Consider the following 15999-nt stretch of genomic DNA (forward strand, 5'->3'; position numbering starts at 1 on the left):
AGTCAGCTGCTTTCCCAGGTGCGGCCGAGGAGGGGGAGCAGGCGGTCCCAGTGCAGCTTCAGCCCGGCCGGGTCGAAGGCGTCGGTGTCGGACATGGTGAACCCGTGGACGGTGCCGGGGTAGATCTCGGAGGTGTGGTCGACGCCCGCCGCGTCCAGGGCCTTGTTCAGCTCGCGCAGGGCCTCGGGCGTCAGGTCGCTCGCGGCGTGGCCGAAGTGGGCCCGGGCGGTGATCCCGGCGAGGGCGTCGGGCCCGTCGGCACCCACGGGGGCGTGGAGCGCGGCGAGGGCGGCCACCTGGTCGGGGTGGGCCGCCGCGGTGCGCACCGCCAGGAGGCCGCCGAAGCAGTAGCCGGTGACAGCGACCGGTCCGGGGGCGACCTCGGGCCGGGTGGTGAGGAACCGGAGGAAGGCGTCGGCGTCGCGGAGGGTGCGTTCGGCGGTGTGCTCCCGGATCAGGGGCATCAGCCGGCCGAGGACGGCGGACCGTTCCTCGCCCCCGATGTACGCGGGGAGGTCGATCACCGGCGTGGGGCCGTGCCGGTGGAAGACGTTGGGGACGAGCACGTAGTACCCGTGCCCGGCCAGTTCGGCGGCCATCTCCCGCAGTACGGGCCGGATACCGAAGCCGTCCGGGTACATCAGCACCCCTGGGTGCCGGCCCCCGGTGTCGGTGAAGGCGCCCGGGAAGGCGGCGAAGGCGTCGGCACGGCCGTCCGGGGTGGGGATGTGCAGAGTCCTGGTCTGGATGGGCATGCGTTCTCTCCTGTCGTGGCTGACGTCATGAACTGCGGTCGGCACGACAGGAGGCGGGGCCCGCGCGGCGCTCAGAGCGGCGCCGGGTAACCGATCGGTGAGTGGCGCGAGGCCGTCCCGGTAGTCATCGCCGCCAACGTAGCCCACCGCGCCGAACCGGTTCCAGTGAGGTGATTACCCGTCAGGGATCAAGGATCAGGGATCAGGGATCCCCTCAGCGCGTCCGCGCCCCGTCCGTCACCCGCTCCAGCCCGTAGAAGTTCGCCACGCACCCGCCCGGCCAGTAGTTGGCGCCGCCCCGGCCGAACGGCTCCAGCATGGCGCTGACGACGAGCCGTTCGTACGGCATCACCCGCTCGCCGTCCGCCGCCCCCTCCCGCAGCCGCCGGTCCTGCGCGTCCCACTTCTCCGCCCTCGCCCGCATGTTGGTGTCCAGGTTGAGCAGCGAGACGGCCGGGCCGGCGCAGACCAGCACGCAGAGCGCGGCACACACGGCCTGCGCCGGGGCCGTACGCCGTACGCGCTGCCGCACCGCGAGGCCCAGGAGCGCCCCGGCCGCGGTGAGGAGGACCACGTACAGCAGGAGGTAGTCGTTCCAGAGCCGGTTGGCGCTCGGGGCGCTCACCCGGTCCTGGAACACCGGGTACGCGATCACCGTGCACAGGTAGCCCGCCAGCAGGAGGGTCAGCAGGCCGGTCCAGGCGAGCAGCGGCCAGTGGGCCGGAGGGCGCGGCGTACGGCCGTCCCGGCGGTCGCCGAGCAGGCCCAGCAGGACACCGACCGCGACCGCGCCGACGTACTGCCACGTCGTGACCGTCTGGACGGTGATCTCCGCGAAGTGCCGCAGGGAGGCGGCGAGCGAGTCGGGGGCGAGCAGCGACGTCGTCTCCGCCCCGAACCGTTCGCGGCGGCGGATCGAGCCGGGTGAGGTGATCAGGACGAGTCCACCCGCCAATGTTCCGGCCAGACCCGCCACACACCAGCAACGGGCGAACGCCCTGACAGAGGGCGGGATGAGACGGCCGCTCAGGAGCAGCGTGGCCAGCAGCACCAGCACCATCACGATCGCCGTCTCCTCCGAGAGGGTGGCGATGAAGGCGCCCGCGAGCAGCGCGGTGGCGAGGGCGAACCCCCGGCCCCGGCGGGTACGGGCGAGCAGCAGCGGGATCAGGGCGGCGCAGGCCAGGACCGGTGGCAGGGTGTGGGAGACCGAGGCGGCGGGCCAGTAGAACGTCTTGTACGTGTTCGGCGTGACGAACAGGAAGAGCGCGGTCACCATCGCCGCGACCAGCAGCGGCAGCCCGCGCGGCACGGTGATTCCGCCCCGGCGCAGCGCCGGCACCGTCACCGCCCACAGGACCGCGAGGGTCAGGATCCCGCTCACTGCCGGGAACCACTGGTGCCCGGCGACCTGGAACTTCGCGTAGGCGCCGACCAGCATCGCGTTGGCGACGCGTCCGTTGTCGTCGAAGTAGAACTTTCCGACGAGGCCCGTGATGCCGTCGTCCCGTACGGCGGGGAGGAAGCACCAGTCGTCGGCGCTGGGCCGCACCCAGCGGCCGAACCAGGAGGCGGCGGCGAGCAGGGCGAGGGGCGGGAGCGCGAGGGCGCTGACCCAGAGGGCGGTGCTCGGTCGGGTGTGCTGTGGAGGTGACGGATGGTTCGGGTCGGCGTTCGGGTCGGCGTTCGGGTCGGCGTTCGGTGTCGTCGTGTCGCGGGTCCCCTCGGTCATCGCTTCTCGCCCGGCCTCGGTGCGAGCGTCCGGTCCGCCATCGGACGGGCGGTCAGCGGCTGTCGTGGCTCCGAGCGGTCCGTGACGGCCGCCCCGGGAACCTCCGCCGCCTCCGTGCGGCGGCCCGACATGATCGCCCACCGGGCCAGCAGGAACGAGACGGGCGTGACGATGACACCGGCCGCCAGCGCGGCCAGGTTCTTGTCCATGCCGAGACCACTGACCGCGCCGTAGAGCAGCGCTCCGGACGCCACCAGGTTGACCAGGGTGGAGACCGGATAGCGGACGAACGCGTGCCAGGTCGGCTTCGTCCGGCAGGTCACGTAGGAGTTGAGGAGGAACGAGCAGACGATGCCGACCGCGTAGCCCAGCACATGGGCCGCGAGGTAGGGGGTCCAGCGGTTCAGTGAGGCGTAGACGCCCAGGTAGACGGCGGTGTTGACGCAGCCGATGAGGACGAAACTGCCGAACTGGCGTGCCGTACGGGACCGGGTGCCGGGCCTCTCCTGAGCGGCGGGCTCCCCCGGCGCCCCCGGCCGCCCCGGCTTCCCCGGCGCTCCCAGCTCCCCCAGCTCCCCGATGACCAGCGGGCCGGTCGGCAGCCGGCGCTCCGGCCGGGTCCGGGACGTCGCGTCGGTCTCCCGGACCACGTAGGGCGGGCGGTGCTTCGCCTCGTGGTAGATGCGGCCCACGTACTCACCGATGACGCCGAGGGTGACCAGCTGGATGCCGCTGAGCGCGACGACGGCGGTGAGGAGGGTCGCGTACCCGGGGGTGTCCGCGCCGTGCAGGACGACGGTGATCACCGTCCACAGCGCGTACGCCAGAGCCGAGACGAAGACCCAGAAGCCGGTGTAGATGGCGAGGCGGAGGGGGCGGTTGTTGAAGGAGAGGAGCCCGTCGATGCCGTAGTTCAGCAGCCGCCTGCTCCCCCACTTCGACCGGCCCGCCACGCGCTCGCTGTTGCGATAGCGGAAGCTGACGGTGTCGAAGCCGATCCAGGAGAAGATCCCCTTGGAGAAGCGGTTGCTCTCGGGGAGCGAGAGCACGCTCTCCACGGCCCGCCGCGACAGCAGCCGGAAGTCGCCCGAGCCGTCGATCAGCTCGACGTCCATGCACCGCCGTACCAGGGCGTAGTACGTGTGGCTGAGCGTCGAGCGCACCACGCCCTCGCCCGCCCGGTCGCGGCGCGGGATGACCTGGTCGTAGCCGTGGCGGTGCAGTTCGAGCATGCGGGGGATCAGCTCGGGCGGGTGCTGGAGGTCGGCGTCCATGATGACCACCGCCGCGCCGCGTGACATGCGCAGACCGGCGAGCATGGCGGCCTCCTTGCCGAAGTTGCGGCTGAAGGCGGTGTAGTGGACGCGCTCGTCGCGCAGGGCGAGGGCGGCGAGGAGCCGGCGGGTGGCGTCGCCGCTGCCGTCGTCCACGTAGCAGATCTCGAAGGGGGTGCCGGTGGATTCGAGGACGGTGAGCAGGGCGGTGTGGAAGGTGTCGAGCACCTCGGCCTCGTTGAAGCACGGCACGACGACGGAGAGCTGAAGGCCGTTCATGGGGATCCTCCGGACTTCGCTTCGGCGGCGCGGCCGGTCACCTACAACACACCTGGGCATACAACACACCTAGGCACGTTTTGTGTACTTTTCTCTAGGTTTGCCCATCCAGATAAGAGACCAGGCCTTCCCGCCCCGGACGCGCGGACCGCCCCCGCCCTTTCATCCGAACAGCGCAGATCGCCCGGGAGCCGCCGCCGAGGCGCCTACAGGGCCGCCGAAGCTCCGGTCGCGAGCCCCGGAAGCCGGACATAGCCTCACCAACGTGACGCCATCCGTGGACCGTATCCGGAGCTCCGCGCCCGGCAGGGCCCTGCTCACCGGCCTGCTCGCCACGCTCGTCGCCGTGTGCTGGCTCGCCGGGCCCGCGGCGGTGGACGCCCGCGCGGAGGACCCGGTGGAGCTCTCCCGGGACGGCCAGATCACCGACCGGGTCGGCGCGCTCCAGGACCGTGCGGACACGGTGGAGGACGCCCTCGACCGGCTGTACGCGGAGCGGCGCATCCAGCTCTTCGTGGTGTACGTACGCGATTTCTCCGGGCGCTCCGGGCAGACCTGGAGCGACGAGACCGCCAACCGCAACGGGCTCGGCCAGGACGACGTGCTGCTCTCCGTCGCCACCCACGACCGGCAGTACGCCTACTCCGTGGACGCGGGCTCCGAGCTGACTGACGAGCAGCTGCGTGAGGTGGCCTCCACCGCGATCGAGCCCGCGCTGCGCGAGAACGACTGGGCGGGTGCGGCCATCGGGGCTGCGGACGGCTACGTCTCCGTCCTGGACGGACGCCCGGTGACCGCCCCGGCCATCACCCCCGGCCCGGCCGACCCCGGCTCCGGTGCCTCCGGCCCCTCGTCCGGTGCGGGTGACTTCCTCCTGCCGGTGGTCGTCGTCGGGGGCGCGGGGGCGCTCGCCCTGTTCGCGTTCACCCGGCGCAAGCGGCGCTCCTCGACCCGCACCACCCCGGCCGCGACCGGCTGGGGGCGGCCCCAGGATGCGGCGGACGCGCCGGTCCCGCTGGAGGAGCTGGACGCGCGGGCGAAGCAGGTGCTGGTGGACACCGATGACGCGGTCCGCACCAGCGAGGAGGAACTGGGCTTCGCGACCGCCCAGTTCGGCGAGGAGGCGGCGAAACCTTTCACCAAGGCGCTCGCGCGGGCCAAGGACGAGCTGACCCGGTCGTTCCGGCTGCGCCAGCAGCTCGACGACGCCTTCCCCGAGGACGACGCGACCCGCCGCCGGATGCTGGAGGAGATCCTCGCCCGGTGCACGGCCGCCGACGAGGGGCTCGACGCGGTGGCGGAGGACTTCGACCGGCTGCGCGCCCTGGAACGCGACGCCCCGGAGGCCCTGGCCACCCTGGAGCCCACGTTCGCCACGCTGACCGGGCGCGTCTCGGGGGCCGAGGCGACGGTCGCGGGGATGCGCGAGCGGTACGGGGACGGGGCCGCCGCCCCCGTCGCGGGCGACCTCGACCAGGCGAAGGACCGGCTGGCCTTCGCCGGCTCCGCCCTGGACCAGGCCCGCCAGGCGGTGGAGGGCGCCGACCACGCGCGGGCCGCCGTCTACATCCGGGCCGCCGAGGGCGCGGTCGGCCAGGCGGGCACCCTCATCGACGCGGTGGACCGGCGCGCGGCCGAGCTGGCCGAGGCGGCCGGGAAGCTGCCCGCCGCCCTCACCGAGACGGAGACCGACCTCGCCGACGCGCGCGGCCTCCTCGAAGGCACCGCCCAGGCCACCTCCACGGCCGACCTGCGGGGCCGGATCGCCCGCGCGGAGGCCGTACTCACCGACGTACGGGAGGCGATGGCGGCAGGCCCGTACAACCCGGTCGACGCGCTGCGCCGGGTGGAGGAGGCCGACGCGGCACTGGACGAGGCGCTCGCCGGGGCGCGGGAGCAGGAGGCGGGCGGCCGGCGGGCCCGCTCGCTCCTCGACCAGGCGATGCTCACCGCCCGCTCCGCGATCGCGGCGGCGGCCGACTACATCACTACGCACCGGGGCGCGGTCGGCGCCCCGGCCCGCACCCGCCTGGCGGAGGCCCAGCGGCGGTGGGAGCAGGCCCGGCAGCTGGCCGACGGCGACGCGCAGGGCGCCCTGGCCCAGGCGCAGCAGGCGGACGCGCTGGCCCGGCAGGCACAGGGCCTGGCCGAGCAGGACGTACGCGGCTTCCAGGGGCCGGGGGGACCGGGAGGCTTCGGCGGGGGCGGCGGATCGCGGGGCGGCGGGATGGGCGGGGCGGTGCTCGGCGGGATCATCCTCGGCGGGCTGTTCGGGGGCGGGGGCGGCCGGGGCGGCATGGGCGGCGGCTTCGGCGGGGGGTTCGGGGGCGGAGGCGGCCGGTCCGGGGGGTTCGGCGGCGGTCCCGGCAGTTTCGGCGGGGGCGGCACGCGGGGGCGCCGGGGCGGTGGCGGCCGCTTCTGAACGACCTGGCCCTTCCCCCCTGACCCGTACGAACGATGTCCCTTCACACGTACGAACGATGTCCCCTCACCCGCACGAAGCGATCTCGATCCCCAAGGAGCCGTGCCATGACCAAGCAGACCATCCTCGGCCGCGTCACCCAGCTGGCGAAGGCCAACATCAACGCCCTGCTGGACCAGGCGGAGGACCCGCAGAAGATGCTGGACCAGCTGATCCGCGACTACACCAGCAACATCGCCGAGGCCGAGCAGGCGGTCGCCGCCACCATCGGCAACCTGCGGCTGATGGAGCAGGACCACAAGGAGGACGTGGAGGCGGCGGCCGAGTGGGGCTCCAAGGCGCTGGCGGCCAGCCGGAAGGCCGACGAGCTGCGCGGGGCCGGGTCGGGGGCGGAGGCCGACAAGTTCGACAACCTGGCCAAGGTGGCGCTGGGCCGTCAGCTCCAGTCCGAGCAGGAGGCGAAGACAGCCATGCCGACGATCGCCTCCCAGACCGAGGTGGTGGACAAGCTCAAGTCGGGGCTGGACCAGATGAAGGCCAAGCTCTCCGAGCTGAAGGCCAAGCGCGACGAGCTGGTGGCGCGCGCCAAGTCGGCGCAGGCGCAGAACCAGATGATGGACGCCGTGAAGAGCATCGACGTCCTGGACCCGACGAGCGAGCTGAGCCGTTTCGAGGACAAGGTGCGGCGCGAGGAGGCCCGGGCGCTGGGCAAGCAGGAGCTGGCCGCCTCCTCGCTGGACGCCCAGTTCGAGCAGCTCGACAGCCTGGGCGCCAGCGCGGAGGTGGAGGCCCGGCTGGCGGCCCTGAAGGCGGCTTCCGCGTAACGACGGGGTCAGTACATGCTCAGCAGTTGCTCCACGGAGAGTTCGGCGGCCGGCGCCCCGGTCGGCAGGGCCAGTTCGAACCAGACGGTCTTGCCGCGCGGGGTGCGGCGCGCGCCCCACGCCGCGCTGAGCAGGCCGACCAGCTGGAGCCCGCGCCCGCCCTCGTCGGTGTCGCGGGCCCGGCGGCGGCGCGGCTGGACGAGTCCGGCGTCCCACACCTCGCAGACCAGGGTGCGGTCGCGCAGCAGCCTCAGCCGGATCTCGCCCTCGCCGTAGCGCAGGGCGTTGGTGACCAGCTCGCTGACGAGGAGTTCGGTGGTGTCGACCAGGTCGTCGAGGTCCCAGGCCATGAGCTGGGAGCGGGCCAGTTCGCGGGCGCGGCCCACCGAGCGGGGTTCGCGCGGCAGCGTCCAGTCCCCCACCGCCTCGCCGGGCAGCCCTTGGATACGGGCCATCAGCAGGGCGATGTCGTCCTCGCCGTGCCGGGTGTCGAGGGTGGAGAGGACGAAGTCGCAGGCGTCCTCCAGGGGCATCTGCGGCCCGGTCAGCACGGCGCGCAGGGCGTCCAGGCCCTCGTCGAGGGTCTGGTCGCGGGATTCCACGAGCCCGTCGGTGTAGAGGGTGAGCAGGGCGTTCTCGGCGAGCTCCACCTCCACCTCCTCGAACGGTTCGCCGCCGACGCCCAGCGGCATCCCCGGCGGTACGTCGATGAGCCGGGCGGGCCGGCCGGGCTCGACGACGGCCGGGGGCATGTGCCCGGCGTTGGCGAACGTGCAGCGTCGGGTGACCGGGTCGTAGACCGCGTACACACAGGTGGCGAGGTACACCTCGGAGAGGTCCGCCTCCCGCGACTTCTGCGCGGCGCGCGAGGGCCACTGGGCGCCCCCGCTGCCGCCGAGCCCTTCGCTGCGCTCGCCGCCGCCCGGGGAGCCGAGGCCGCGCGCGACCTCGTCGAGGGCGGAGAGCACCTCGGCGGGCTCCAGGTCGAGGAGGGCCAGCGTGCGTACGGCGGTGCGGAGTTCGCCCATCGCGACGGCGGCCCGCAGGCCCCGGCCCATGACGTCGCCGACGACCAGGGCGGTGCGGTGGCCCGGCAGCTCGATGACGTCGAACCAGTCACCGCCGACCTCGGTGGCGGTGTTGCCGGGGAGGTAGCGGCAGGCGATGTCGAGCCCGGCGGCCTCGGGGTCGCCGGGGGGCAGCAGGCTGCGCTGGAGGATCAGGGCGCGTTCGTGCTCGCGGCGGTAGAGGCGGGCGTTGTCGATACAGACGGCGGCGCGGGCGGCCAGCTCGGTGGCGAGGACCCGGTCCCGCTCCCCGAACGGCTCGCTCCCCTTCGTACGGGAGAACTGGACGAGGCCGACGACGGTGTCGTGGGCGACCATCGGCACGGCGAGCGTCGACTGCACGAACCCCATGTCGTCGCCGGGCACCGCCTCGACGTGGCCCGAGCGCAGGGCGATCGCGCAGGGCGAGCCGAACGGGAAGCGGTGGACGGAGCCGAGCGCGGGCGGCAGGTCGTCGGGGCCCGGTGGGCCGCTGCCCGCCACGGCGGTCGGCAGGGCGTCGGCGACGGCGCTGGCGTGGGCGACCCGGCGCAGCTCCGCCGATCCGCCGGCGGACTCGCGGTGGGCGGGCGCCCAGGAGCCGGGCGCGGCCTCCTCGCCGGTGAGGAGGCCCTGGTAGAGGTCGACGGTGGCCAGGTCGCAGAAGCCCGGGACGGCCACGTCGAGGAGTTCGCGGGCGGTGGTCTCCAGGTCCAGGGAGTTGCCGATGCGGGCGCTGGCCTCGTTGAGGAGGGCCAGGTTGCGGCGGGCGCTGGCGGCCTCGCGGGCCGCGATGTGGCGGCGGGTCACGTCGGTGGCGAGGCCCGCGACGCCGACGGGGCGGCCGGCGCCGCTGTGCACCCGGTAGAGGTTCATGGACCAGTGGCGGCGGCCGGTCCCGCCAGGGGTGGGGCCGACCAGTTGGAGGTCGGTGACGGACTCACCCGTCTCCATGACCCGTTTCAGCGTGGCGCCCAGCCGTTCGGCCTCCGGGCCGGGGAGGTAGTCGTCGACCGTACGGCCCCGGTGGTCGTCGGCGGCGCCGCCGAAGACGGTGGCGAAGCGCTGGTTGGCCCTCACGACGGTGAAGTCCGTACCGAACAGCACGAAACCGAAGGGAGATTGGCCGAATATGGCCTGCGAGGCGGCGAGGTCCGTCTCGATCCTCCGCAACGCCCGGACGTCCACGACGATGCAGAGCGCGGCCCGGTCACCGTCCGCCGTCTCACTGGGCATCACATAGACCTCGGCGAGCCCGTGCGCCCCGCCCTCGCCCGGCATCCGGAACGGGACGAGGCCCGTCCACTCCTTGCCGTCGAGGATCTCGCCGACTCTCCGATGGCCGTCGACGCGCAGCTCGGCGGGCATGAAGGCCTCGACCGGGTCGCGGCCTATCGCCTCGTCGGCGGCCATGCCGAAGAGGCCGGCGGCCCGGCGGCTCCACTGCTCGATCAGACCGTCGGCCCCGATCGAGAAGGAGGCGACCCTGATGTAGTCGTAGATCGAGCCGGGCGGACTGCTCTGCCACACGACGTCGCCCGTTGTCCCAGGTATTTCGCTCACGCGACCGTCCCCTCCAGCTCACACACCGGACCGGTCCTGCCCGCAGTATTCAGCACTACGGCCCCGACCGACACGGCGTTCACGATCACAGCAAGGTCTCAGTCCCTTTCAGCCAGGTCCTGCCCGACCTCTGGTGATCGCTGTGCGTCCCTCCCCACTCCTAACCAGGGAGAGCGAGCTCGAACCACACCGTCTTGCCGCTTTTTCCGCGACGAGTCCCCCAGCGGCGTGCGGAACAAGCCACGAGCTGCAGTCCGCGGCCGCCCTCGTCGTCGGGTCCCGCACTGCGTTCGGTGGGTGGATCCGGAAGCGGATCGGAGACTTCCACCAGCAGTCCCGGGGTGGCGGGAGGGCGGTCGGTGTCGAGCCGGAGGTCGGTGGAGAAGTCTCCGGTCAGCTCGCCGGACCCGTTGCTCCCGGCGTCCGGGTGCGAGCGTTCCAGCCGTACGCCGATGGGGCCGGAGGCGTACCGGAGGGAGTTGGTGACCAGCTCGCTGACCAGCAGAACGGTCAGGTCGCCGACCGCCACGTCCAGGCCCCAGCAGTCCAGGGCGTCGCGGACGGCGTGCCGGGCGCTGCGCACGGAACCCGGTTCGGCCGGGAAGCTCCACTCGGCACAGTCGCCTTCGGTATCGATCACGCCGATCACTTCCCAGGGCCGGCCACGGGCTCACCCCATAGGCAAATGGGGACTAAACAGCCCATACCCACCATTTATCGCTTACTACCGCAGACCCCTGGGTTTGGTGCAGACGGCCGTACCGCCCCCGCCCGTCCCGACGTCGCGGATCAGCGCAGCTCGCCCGCCGCCGCGAGGTCGTCGAAGAGGAGCTGGTCGACCGGCGGCACGAGGGGGCGGTCGGCGTAGGAGAACCACGCCACCTCCTCGATCTCGCTGCTCGCGGCCAGGGTCCCCCGGTAGTCGGCGTAGTAGCAGCTCATCGTGACGAGGGGGGCGCCCGGACCGTCATGGACGTGCGCCTCGTACGTACCGGCGTGGACGACGGTCTCCGGGATCAGGCCGACCGTCAGCTCCTCCTCGATCTCCCGCAGGAGGGTCTCCAGGTCGGTCTCGGCGCCTTCGCGCTTGCCGCCCGGGATGTAGAAGACGTCCTTGCCCTTGGGGCGGGCACAGAGGATCCTGCCGCCCTCGATCCGCACCCATGCCACCGTGTCGATCAGCACCGACATCACCGCTCCGCCCTCGCTCGCCGCGTCCGGGGCGCTCTACCGGACGGGCGGGACCCTACCGCCTGCGCGGCAGGGTCCCGGAACCCGGCGGGGGTGCTTCAGACCCTCAGCCACTCAGACCCTCAGGCCCTCAGCCACTCAGGGCCGGCCGCCGCCCTGGCCGACGCGCTCCACCCGGTACACCTGGCGGTGTTTGCGGTCGTCGAGGCCGTCGGCGACCTTCTGCGCCTCGGCCTGTGTGGCGTATCTGCCGATCCGGTAGCGGTTGCCGCTGTCGTCCTGCCGTATCACCAGCCACGGGAGCACGGCACCGCTGTCGCTCATCGTGTCGCTCCCCCGCATGTCGCCCCTCTTTCCACCGGCGTGCACGTCTCTAAGGATCCCCAGGAAACCGCAGTGCGCATATGCCCGAGCGTACGCCTGACCTTCACTCAGCGCAGGCGTCTTTGCACAAAGAGATACACATCCGGCCATGACGAAGGGGGCGCATCCGCTGGATGCGCCCCCTTCGCAGCCCCATCACCCCTGCTCGCGAAGGAGCGGCGGGGCCCGACGGGGCGTCAACTCATCTGACCGGCAAGTGATAAGCGATCCGGTAGCGGTCGGCAGGCACCACCACGTCGGCGGTCTCCACCGCGCGCCCCGAGGCGTAGTACGTACGCCCGATCACGATGACCACATGGCCCGGCACCCCGCCGAGCGCCAGGAGCTCCTCCGCGAGACCCGGGCGCGCGCCGACCTCCTCGGCCACGTTGTCCACGACGATGTCGATCGCCGCCATCCGGTCGACCACCCCGCAGCCGCCCAGCGGACCCTCCTCGGGGAGCATCACCGGCGTACGCCCGGTGACAGAGAGGGGCTCCCAGGAGGTGGAGAGCATGATCGGTTCGCCCGCCTCGCGGAACACGTAATGCGTCCGCATGACCCGGTCACCCGGCTCGATGCCGAGCCGCTCGGCGACCTCGGCACTGGCCCCCTCCTGCTCGCTGCGGGACTCCCAGGTCCCGCGCACCCCGTCGGCGGTCTGCTCCTGGCGGAAGGGGCTGGCACCCTTCTCCGGCCGGTACCCGGAGCGGGCGATCATGCGGGGGACGGGGCGCTCGCGCACATACGTGCCGGAGCCGGAGCGGCCCTCGACCAGCCCCTCGGCCATCAGGACCTTGCGCGCCTCCAGGGCGACGGTGTCCGAGACCCCGTACTCCTCCCGGATGCGGGCCTGCGACGGCAGGCGGGTATGGGGCGGCAGCGCGCCGTTCACGATCTTCTCCCGCAGATCGCTCGCCACGCGCAGATAGGCGGGCTGCTCACCGAAAGTCACAGGCCACTCCCAACAGGTTGACAGTCTGCAACAGCCTGACAACCGTGGGTTGTACACCGCAAGCATGGGCCAGAGTTTCACTCAATGTGATGACAGTGCGACGGATCATGCATGGATCGACCGCCGGCACCAGAGCGCTTCCCGGACATTCCCCCGGACCGGAGCCGCCTCGAATCTGCCCCGGATCGCACGGATCGACACCATGGCCTCGACACCAGCCGAGGCCGCAACTCCCCACCCCTTGACCATTTTTGGTCCAGACCAATACCTTCCTGTGCACAGCACGGCTCCGCAGCTCCGCATGTCCCTCCCCACCGGATCACGCACAGGAACGAGCCTCATGCCCCGAAGAAACCTGTCCCGACTGACCATCGCGGGCGTCACCCTCGCCCTGCTGGCGAGTGCCGCCCCGGCCGCCGTGGCCGGCCCGGACCGCGGCCAGAGCAGCGGCGGCGACCGCTCCAAGGGCCACCACCGGCCCGCGTACAAGAACATCGGCTACTTCACCCAGTGGGGCGTCTACGGGCGCGACTTCCAGGTCGCCGACCTGCAGACCAGCGGCTCCGCAGCCAAGCTGACCCACATCAACTACGCCTTCGGCAACGTCAGCGCCGAGGGCAAGTGCTTCACCGGCAACATCGCCGGCCAGGCCGACGCCTGGGCGGACTACGCCCGCCCGCTCGACGCGGCGAACTCGGTGGACGGCGTCGCCGACACCGACACCCAGCCGCTCGCGGGCAACTTCAACCAGCTCCGCAAGCTGAAGGCCAAGAACCCCGGCCTCAAGGTCATGATCTCGCTCGGCGGCTGGAGCTGGTCCACCCACTTCTCCGACTCGGTGCGCACGGCGGCCTCCCGCAAGGCGCTCGTCGCCTCCTGCATCGACCTCTACATCAAGGGCAACCTGCCCCAGGACGGGGTGCGCGGCGGCCAGGGCGCGGCGGCCGGCGTCTTCGACGGCATCGACGTCGACTGGGAGTGGCCCGGCTCGGCGGCCAACGAGGGCACGGTCTTCCGCCCGGAGGACAAGAAGAACTTCACCGCCCTGATCAGCGAGTTCCGCACCCAGCTCGACGCGTACGCGAAGAGCCAGGCGAAGGCTCTCAAGAACAAGGGCAAGGGCGACAAGGGCAAGGGCCACGGGCACCACAAGCCGAAGCCCAAGCACTACGACCTGTCGGCCTACGTCCCGGCCAACCCGAAGGCGATCGACGCGGGCTTCGACGTGAAGCGCCTCATGAAGGACTTCGACTTCGTCAACCTTCAGGGCTACGACTACCACGTGTCGGGCGAGAAGAAGACGGCACAGCAGTCGGCGCTGTACGCGAAGAACGACTTCAGCGTCGACCAGACCGTACGGGACTGGGTCAAGCGCGGCGCCCCCAAGCACAAGCTCGTGGTGGGCATGCCGACGTACGGCCAGGGGTGGACCGGAGTGAGCGGCGGCGGCAAGGGCCTCGGCCAGCCGGCCACCGGCCCGGCCCCGGCGACCTGGGCGAACGGCTACGAGGACTACAAGGTCCTGAAGAAGCTGGCCGCCTCCGGCACGTTCAAGGTCCACCGCGACACGAAGAACGGCCACGCCTGGCTCTTCGACGGCACGACGCTGTGGACGTACGACGACCCGCAGGTGCTGCGCGCCAAGACCTCGTACATCCGGGACAAGGGCCTGGGTGGCGCGATGTTCTGGTCGCTGGACGGGGACACGGACGACGGTGAGCTGGTGACCACCGTGGACCGGGGTCTCAACCGGCGCTAGGTCTCGACCGCCGCCGGCGGGAACGAGGTTGGGGCGGTCGCGTGATGCGACCGCCCCAACGTCATGTCACCGGTTCACTGCTGCCGGTCCACCGGGATCAGAAGTGCAGACCCCAGCTGTTGATCCGGCCGGTGTCGGCCGCGTAGTTGTCGGCGACCCGGAGCTTCCAGGTGCCGTTGGCGGCGACGGAGGAGGCGTTGACCGTGTACGTGGTGACCACGTTGTCGCTGCTGCCGCCGGAGCCGAACGCCTTCAGGTTGAAGACCGTGCCGTTGGGAGCGACGAGGTCGATCTTCAGGTCACCGATGTAGGTGTGCGAGATGTTGACCGGAACCTTCAGCGCCGACGGGGCGTTGCCGGTGATCCCGGTGACGGTGACCGGCGACTCGACGGTGGAGTTGTCGTTGATCGGGTAGCCGGTGGTGTTCTCGAACTTCTTGCCCGGGTCCGGCGGGGTGGTGCCGCCCGCGCCCACGTACAGGAGGCGGTTCGGCGAACCGGTGCCCGGGTTGCCGACGACGTTCGGCGTGGAGGCCGCGACGAGACCGGCGGAGACCTGGGCGGGGGTCGAGCCCGGGTTGTCGGCGAGGTAGATGGCGGCCGCGCCGGCGACGTGCGGGCTGGCCATCGACGTACCGGAGATGGTGTTCGTGGCGCTGTCGCTCGTGTTCCACGCCGAGGCGATGGAGGAGCCGGGCGCGAAGATGTCCACGACCGCGCCGAAGTTGGAGAAGCTGGAGCGGGCGTCGGTGTTGGTCGTCGAGCCCACCGTGATGGCCTCGGCGACGCGCGCCGGGGACTTGGTGTTGGCGTTGGTCGACTCGTTGCCCGCCGCGACGGCGTAGGTGATGCCGGAGGCGATGGACCGCTGCACGGCCGCGTCGAGGACCGAGTCCGCGCCACCGCCGAGGCTCATGTTGGCGACGGCGGGCTTGACGGCGTTGGCCGTCACCCAGTCGATGCCCGCGACGACCTGCGCGGTGGTGCCGGAGCCCTGGTTGTTGAGGACCCGGACGCCGACGATCTTCGCCTTCTTGGCGACACCGTAGGCGGTGCCCCCGACGGTGCCCGCCACGTGCGTGCCGTGGCCGTGGCCGTCCTGCGCGACGTTGTCGTTGTCGATGGCGTCGTAGCCGTTGAAGGCCCGGCCGCCGAAGTCGCTGTGGCTGATCCGTACCCCGGTGTCGATGACGTAGGCGGTGACGCCCTCGCCGGCCTTGTCGGGGTAGGTGTAGCGCTGGTCCAGCGGGAGGGCCCGCTGGTCGATGCGGTCGAGACCCCAGGAGGGCGGGTTGTTCTGGGTGGCGGAGACCGTGAAGGTGCGGTTCTGCGAGACGGACGCGACGGCCGGATCGGCGGCGAACTTCTTCGCCTCCGCGGCGGTGGCCTCGACCGCGTAGCCGTTGAGGGCCGAGCGGTAGGTCCGTTCGATGGACGCGCCGTACTTCTTCGCGAGGGCCTTGCCCTGGGCGGAGTCCGACCTGGCGGCCGAGTCCTTCAGCGTGACGATGTAGCTGTCGCTGATGGTGCCCTGGGCGCCCGCGTTCAGAATCACGCCTTCGGGTGCGCTCTCGGCCGCGGTCGCCGGGAGGGTGCCGGCGGTGGCGAGGGCGACGGCGGCTGCGGTGGCTATGACGGTCGCCGCGGCGAGTCTTCGACGTGCATGGGGGGTGTGACGCATCACTGACATGTGAGGGGTCCTCCTCATAGGCGGTGCGCTGGTGGGGGGTGGTGCCGGAGCCGCGCGAGACTCCCGGCAGGGGCATGACAAATCAACCGTCCGAACGCTCCGCTTTCCGCGTCGTCCGTGACCGGCACGCCCTGCTGCCAGCGAAA

12 protein-coding genes are annotated in these 15999 nt (G+C 71.9%); 3 read left to right on the forward strand and 9 right to left on the reverse strand.

Features of this window, described 5'->3' with window-relative positions; genetic code table 11:
* Positions 1–2: 2 nt before the first annotated feature.
* The 3 genes from R2B67_RS11380 to R2B67_RS11390 form a co-directional block, all read right to left on the reverse strand.
* A complete protein-coding gene (locus tag R2B67_RS11380) occupies positions 3–755 on the reverse strand; it encodes a dienelactone hydrolase family protein (protein ID WP_317817644.1) in 753 nt (250 codons plus the stop codon).
* A 214-nt stretch (positions 756–969) separates the two neighbouring features.
* Positions 970–2487: a DUF6056 family protein gene (locus tag R2B67_RS11385; RefSeq protein ID WP_317817645.1), complete on the reverse strand. Its 1518-nt coding sequence runs from the start codon at positions 2485–2487 to the stop codon at positions 970–972.
* Positions 2484–4040, reverse strand: a complete 1557-nt coding sequence (locus R2B67_RS11390; RefSeq protein ID WP_317817646.1) for a glycosyltransferase — start codon at positions 4038–4040, stop codon at positions 2484–2486. Before R2B67_RS11390 ends, R2B67_RS11385 begins: the two co-directional genes overlap by 4 nt.
* 277 nt (positions 4041–4317) lie before the next feature.
* Between R2B67_RS11390 and R2B67_RS11395 the strand changes: the two genes are divergently transcribed.
* Both R2B67_RS11395 and R2B67_RS11400 read left to right on the forward strand, forming a co-directional pair.
* Positions 4318–6462 (forward strand): TPM domain-containing protein, encoded by a 2145-nt coding sequence (locus R2B67_RS11395; RefSeq protein ID WP_317824824.1) that lies wholly within the window; start codon positions 4318–4320, stop codon positions 6460–6462.
* A gap of 107 nt (positions 6463–6569) precedes the next feature.
* The gene (locus R2B67_RS11400) at positions 6570–7286 is read left to right on the forward strand and encodes a PspA/IM30 family protein (protein WP_018510231.1); all 717 of its coding nucleotides are present in this window, start codon (positions 6570–6572) and stop codon (positions 7284–7286) included.
* A gap of 8 nt (positions 7287–7294) precedes the next feature.
* Here R2B67_RS11400 and R2B67_RS11405 read toward each other — a convergent pair whose 3' ends face one another.
* From R2B67_RS11405 to R2B67_RS11425, 5 genes are all read right to left on the reverse strand, one after another.
* Positions 7295–9862: a SpoIIE family protein phosphatase gene (locus tag R2B67_RS11405; RefSeq protein WP_317824825.1), complete on the reverse strand. Its 2568-nt coding sequence runs from the start codon at positions 9860–9862 to the stop codon at positions 7295–7297.
* 193 nt (positions 9863–10055) lie between these two features.
* Entirely contained in the window at positions 10056–10544 is a 489-nt protein-coding gene (locus tag R2B67_RS11410; protein ID WP_030561259.1) for an ATP-binding protein, read from the reverse strand.
* A gap of 140 nt (positions 10545–10684) precedes the next feature.
* The gene (locus R2B67_RS11415; protein WP_317817649.1) at positions 10685–11089 is read right to left on the reverse strand and encodes an NUDIX hydrolase; all 405 of its coding nucleotides are present in this window, start codon (positions 11087–11089) and stop codon (positions 10685–10687) included.
* Between the two features lie 135 nt (positions 11090–11224).
* Positions 11225–11428 (reverse strand): hypothetical protein, encoded by a 204-nt coding sequence (locus R2B67_RS11420; protein ID WP_018510235.1) that lies wholly within the window; start codon positions 11426–11428, stop codon positions 11225–11227.
* Positions 11429–11651: 223 nt separating this feature from the next.
* Complete coding sequence (locus R2B67_RS11425; protein ID WP_018510236.1) at positions 11652–12404, reverse strand: GntR family transcriptional regulator; 753 nt, start codon at positions 12402–12404, stop codon at positions 11652–11654.
* A gap of 340 nt (positions 12405–12744) precedes the next feature.
* Here R2B67_RS11425 and R2B67_RS11430 point away from each other — a divergent pair, with 340 nt between their 5' ends.
* A complete protein-coding gene (locus R2B67_RS11430; RefSeq protein ID WP_317817650.1) occupies positions 12745–14163 on the forward strand; it encodes a glycoside hydrolase family 18 protein in 1419 nt (472 codons plus the stop codon).
* Between the two features lie 97 nt (positions 14164–14260).
* On the opposite strand, the gene R2B67_RS11435 is transcribed toward R2B67_RS11430, so the two are convergent.
* Positions 14261–15853, reverse strand: a complete 1593-nt coding sequence (locus R2B67_RS11435) for a S8 family peptidase (RefSeq protein WP_317817651.1) — start codon at positions 15851–15853, stop codon at positions 14261–14263.
* Positions 15854–15999: the final 146 nt, after the last annotated feature.

The organism is Streptomyces cyaneofuscatus (genome assembly GCF_033109485.1).
Classification (GTDB): Bacteria; Actinomycetota; Actinomycetes; order Streptomycetales; family Streptomycetaceae; genus Streptomyces; species Streptomyces cyaneofuscatus.

Excerpts from the sequence above, each read along its gene's own strand:
- R2B67_RS11380 (WP_317817644.1), bottom strand. The coding sequence starts at position 755 with ATGCCCATCCAGACCAGGACTCTGCACATCCCCACCCCGGACGGCCGT.
- R2B67_RS11385 (WP_317817645.1), bottom strand. The coding sequence starts at position 2,487 with ATGACCGAGGGGACCCGCGACACGACGACACCGAACGCCGACCCGAAC.
- R2B67_RS11390 (WP_317817646.1), bottom strand. The coding sequence starts at position 4,040 with ATGAACGGCCTTCAGCTCTCCGTCGTCGTGCCGTGCTTCAACGAGGCC.
- R2B67_RS11400 (WP_018510231.1), top strand. The coding sequence starts at position 6,570 with ATGACCAAGCAGACCATCCTCGGCCGCGTCACCCAGCTGGCGAAGGCC.
- R2B67_RS11420 (WP_018510235.1), bottom strand. The coding sequence starts at position 11,428 with ATGCGGGGGAGCGACACGATGAGCGACAGCGGTGCCGTGCTCCCGTGG.
- R2B67_RS11430 (WP_317817650.1), top strand. The coding sequence starts at position 12,745 with ATGCCCCGAAGAAACCTGTCCCGACTGACCATCGCGGGCGTCACCCTC.
- R2B67_RS11435 (WP_317817651.1), bottom strand. The coding sequence starts at position 15,853 with ATGTCAGTGATGCGTCACACCCCCCATGCACGTCGAAGACTCGCCGCG.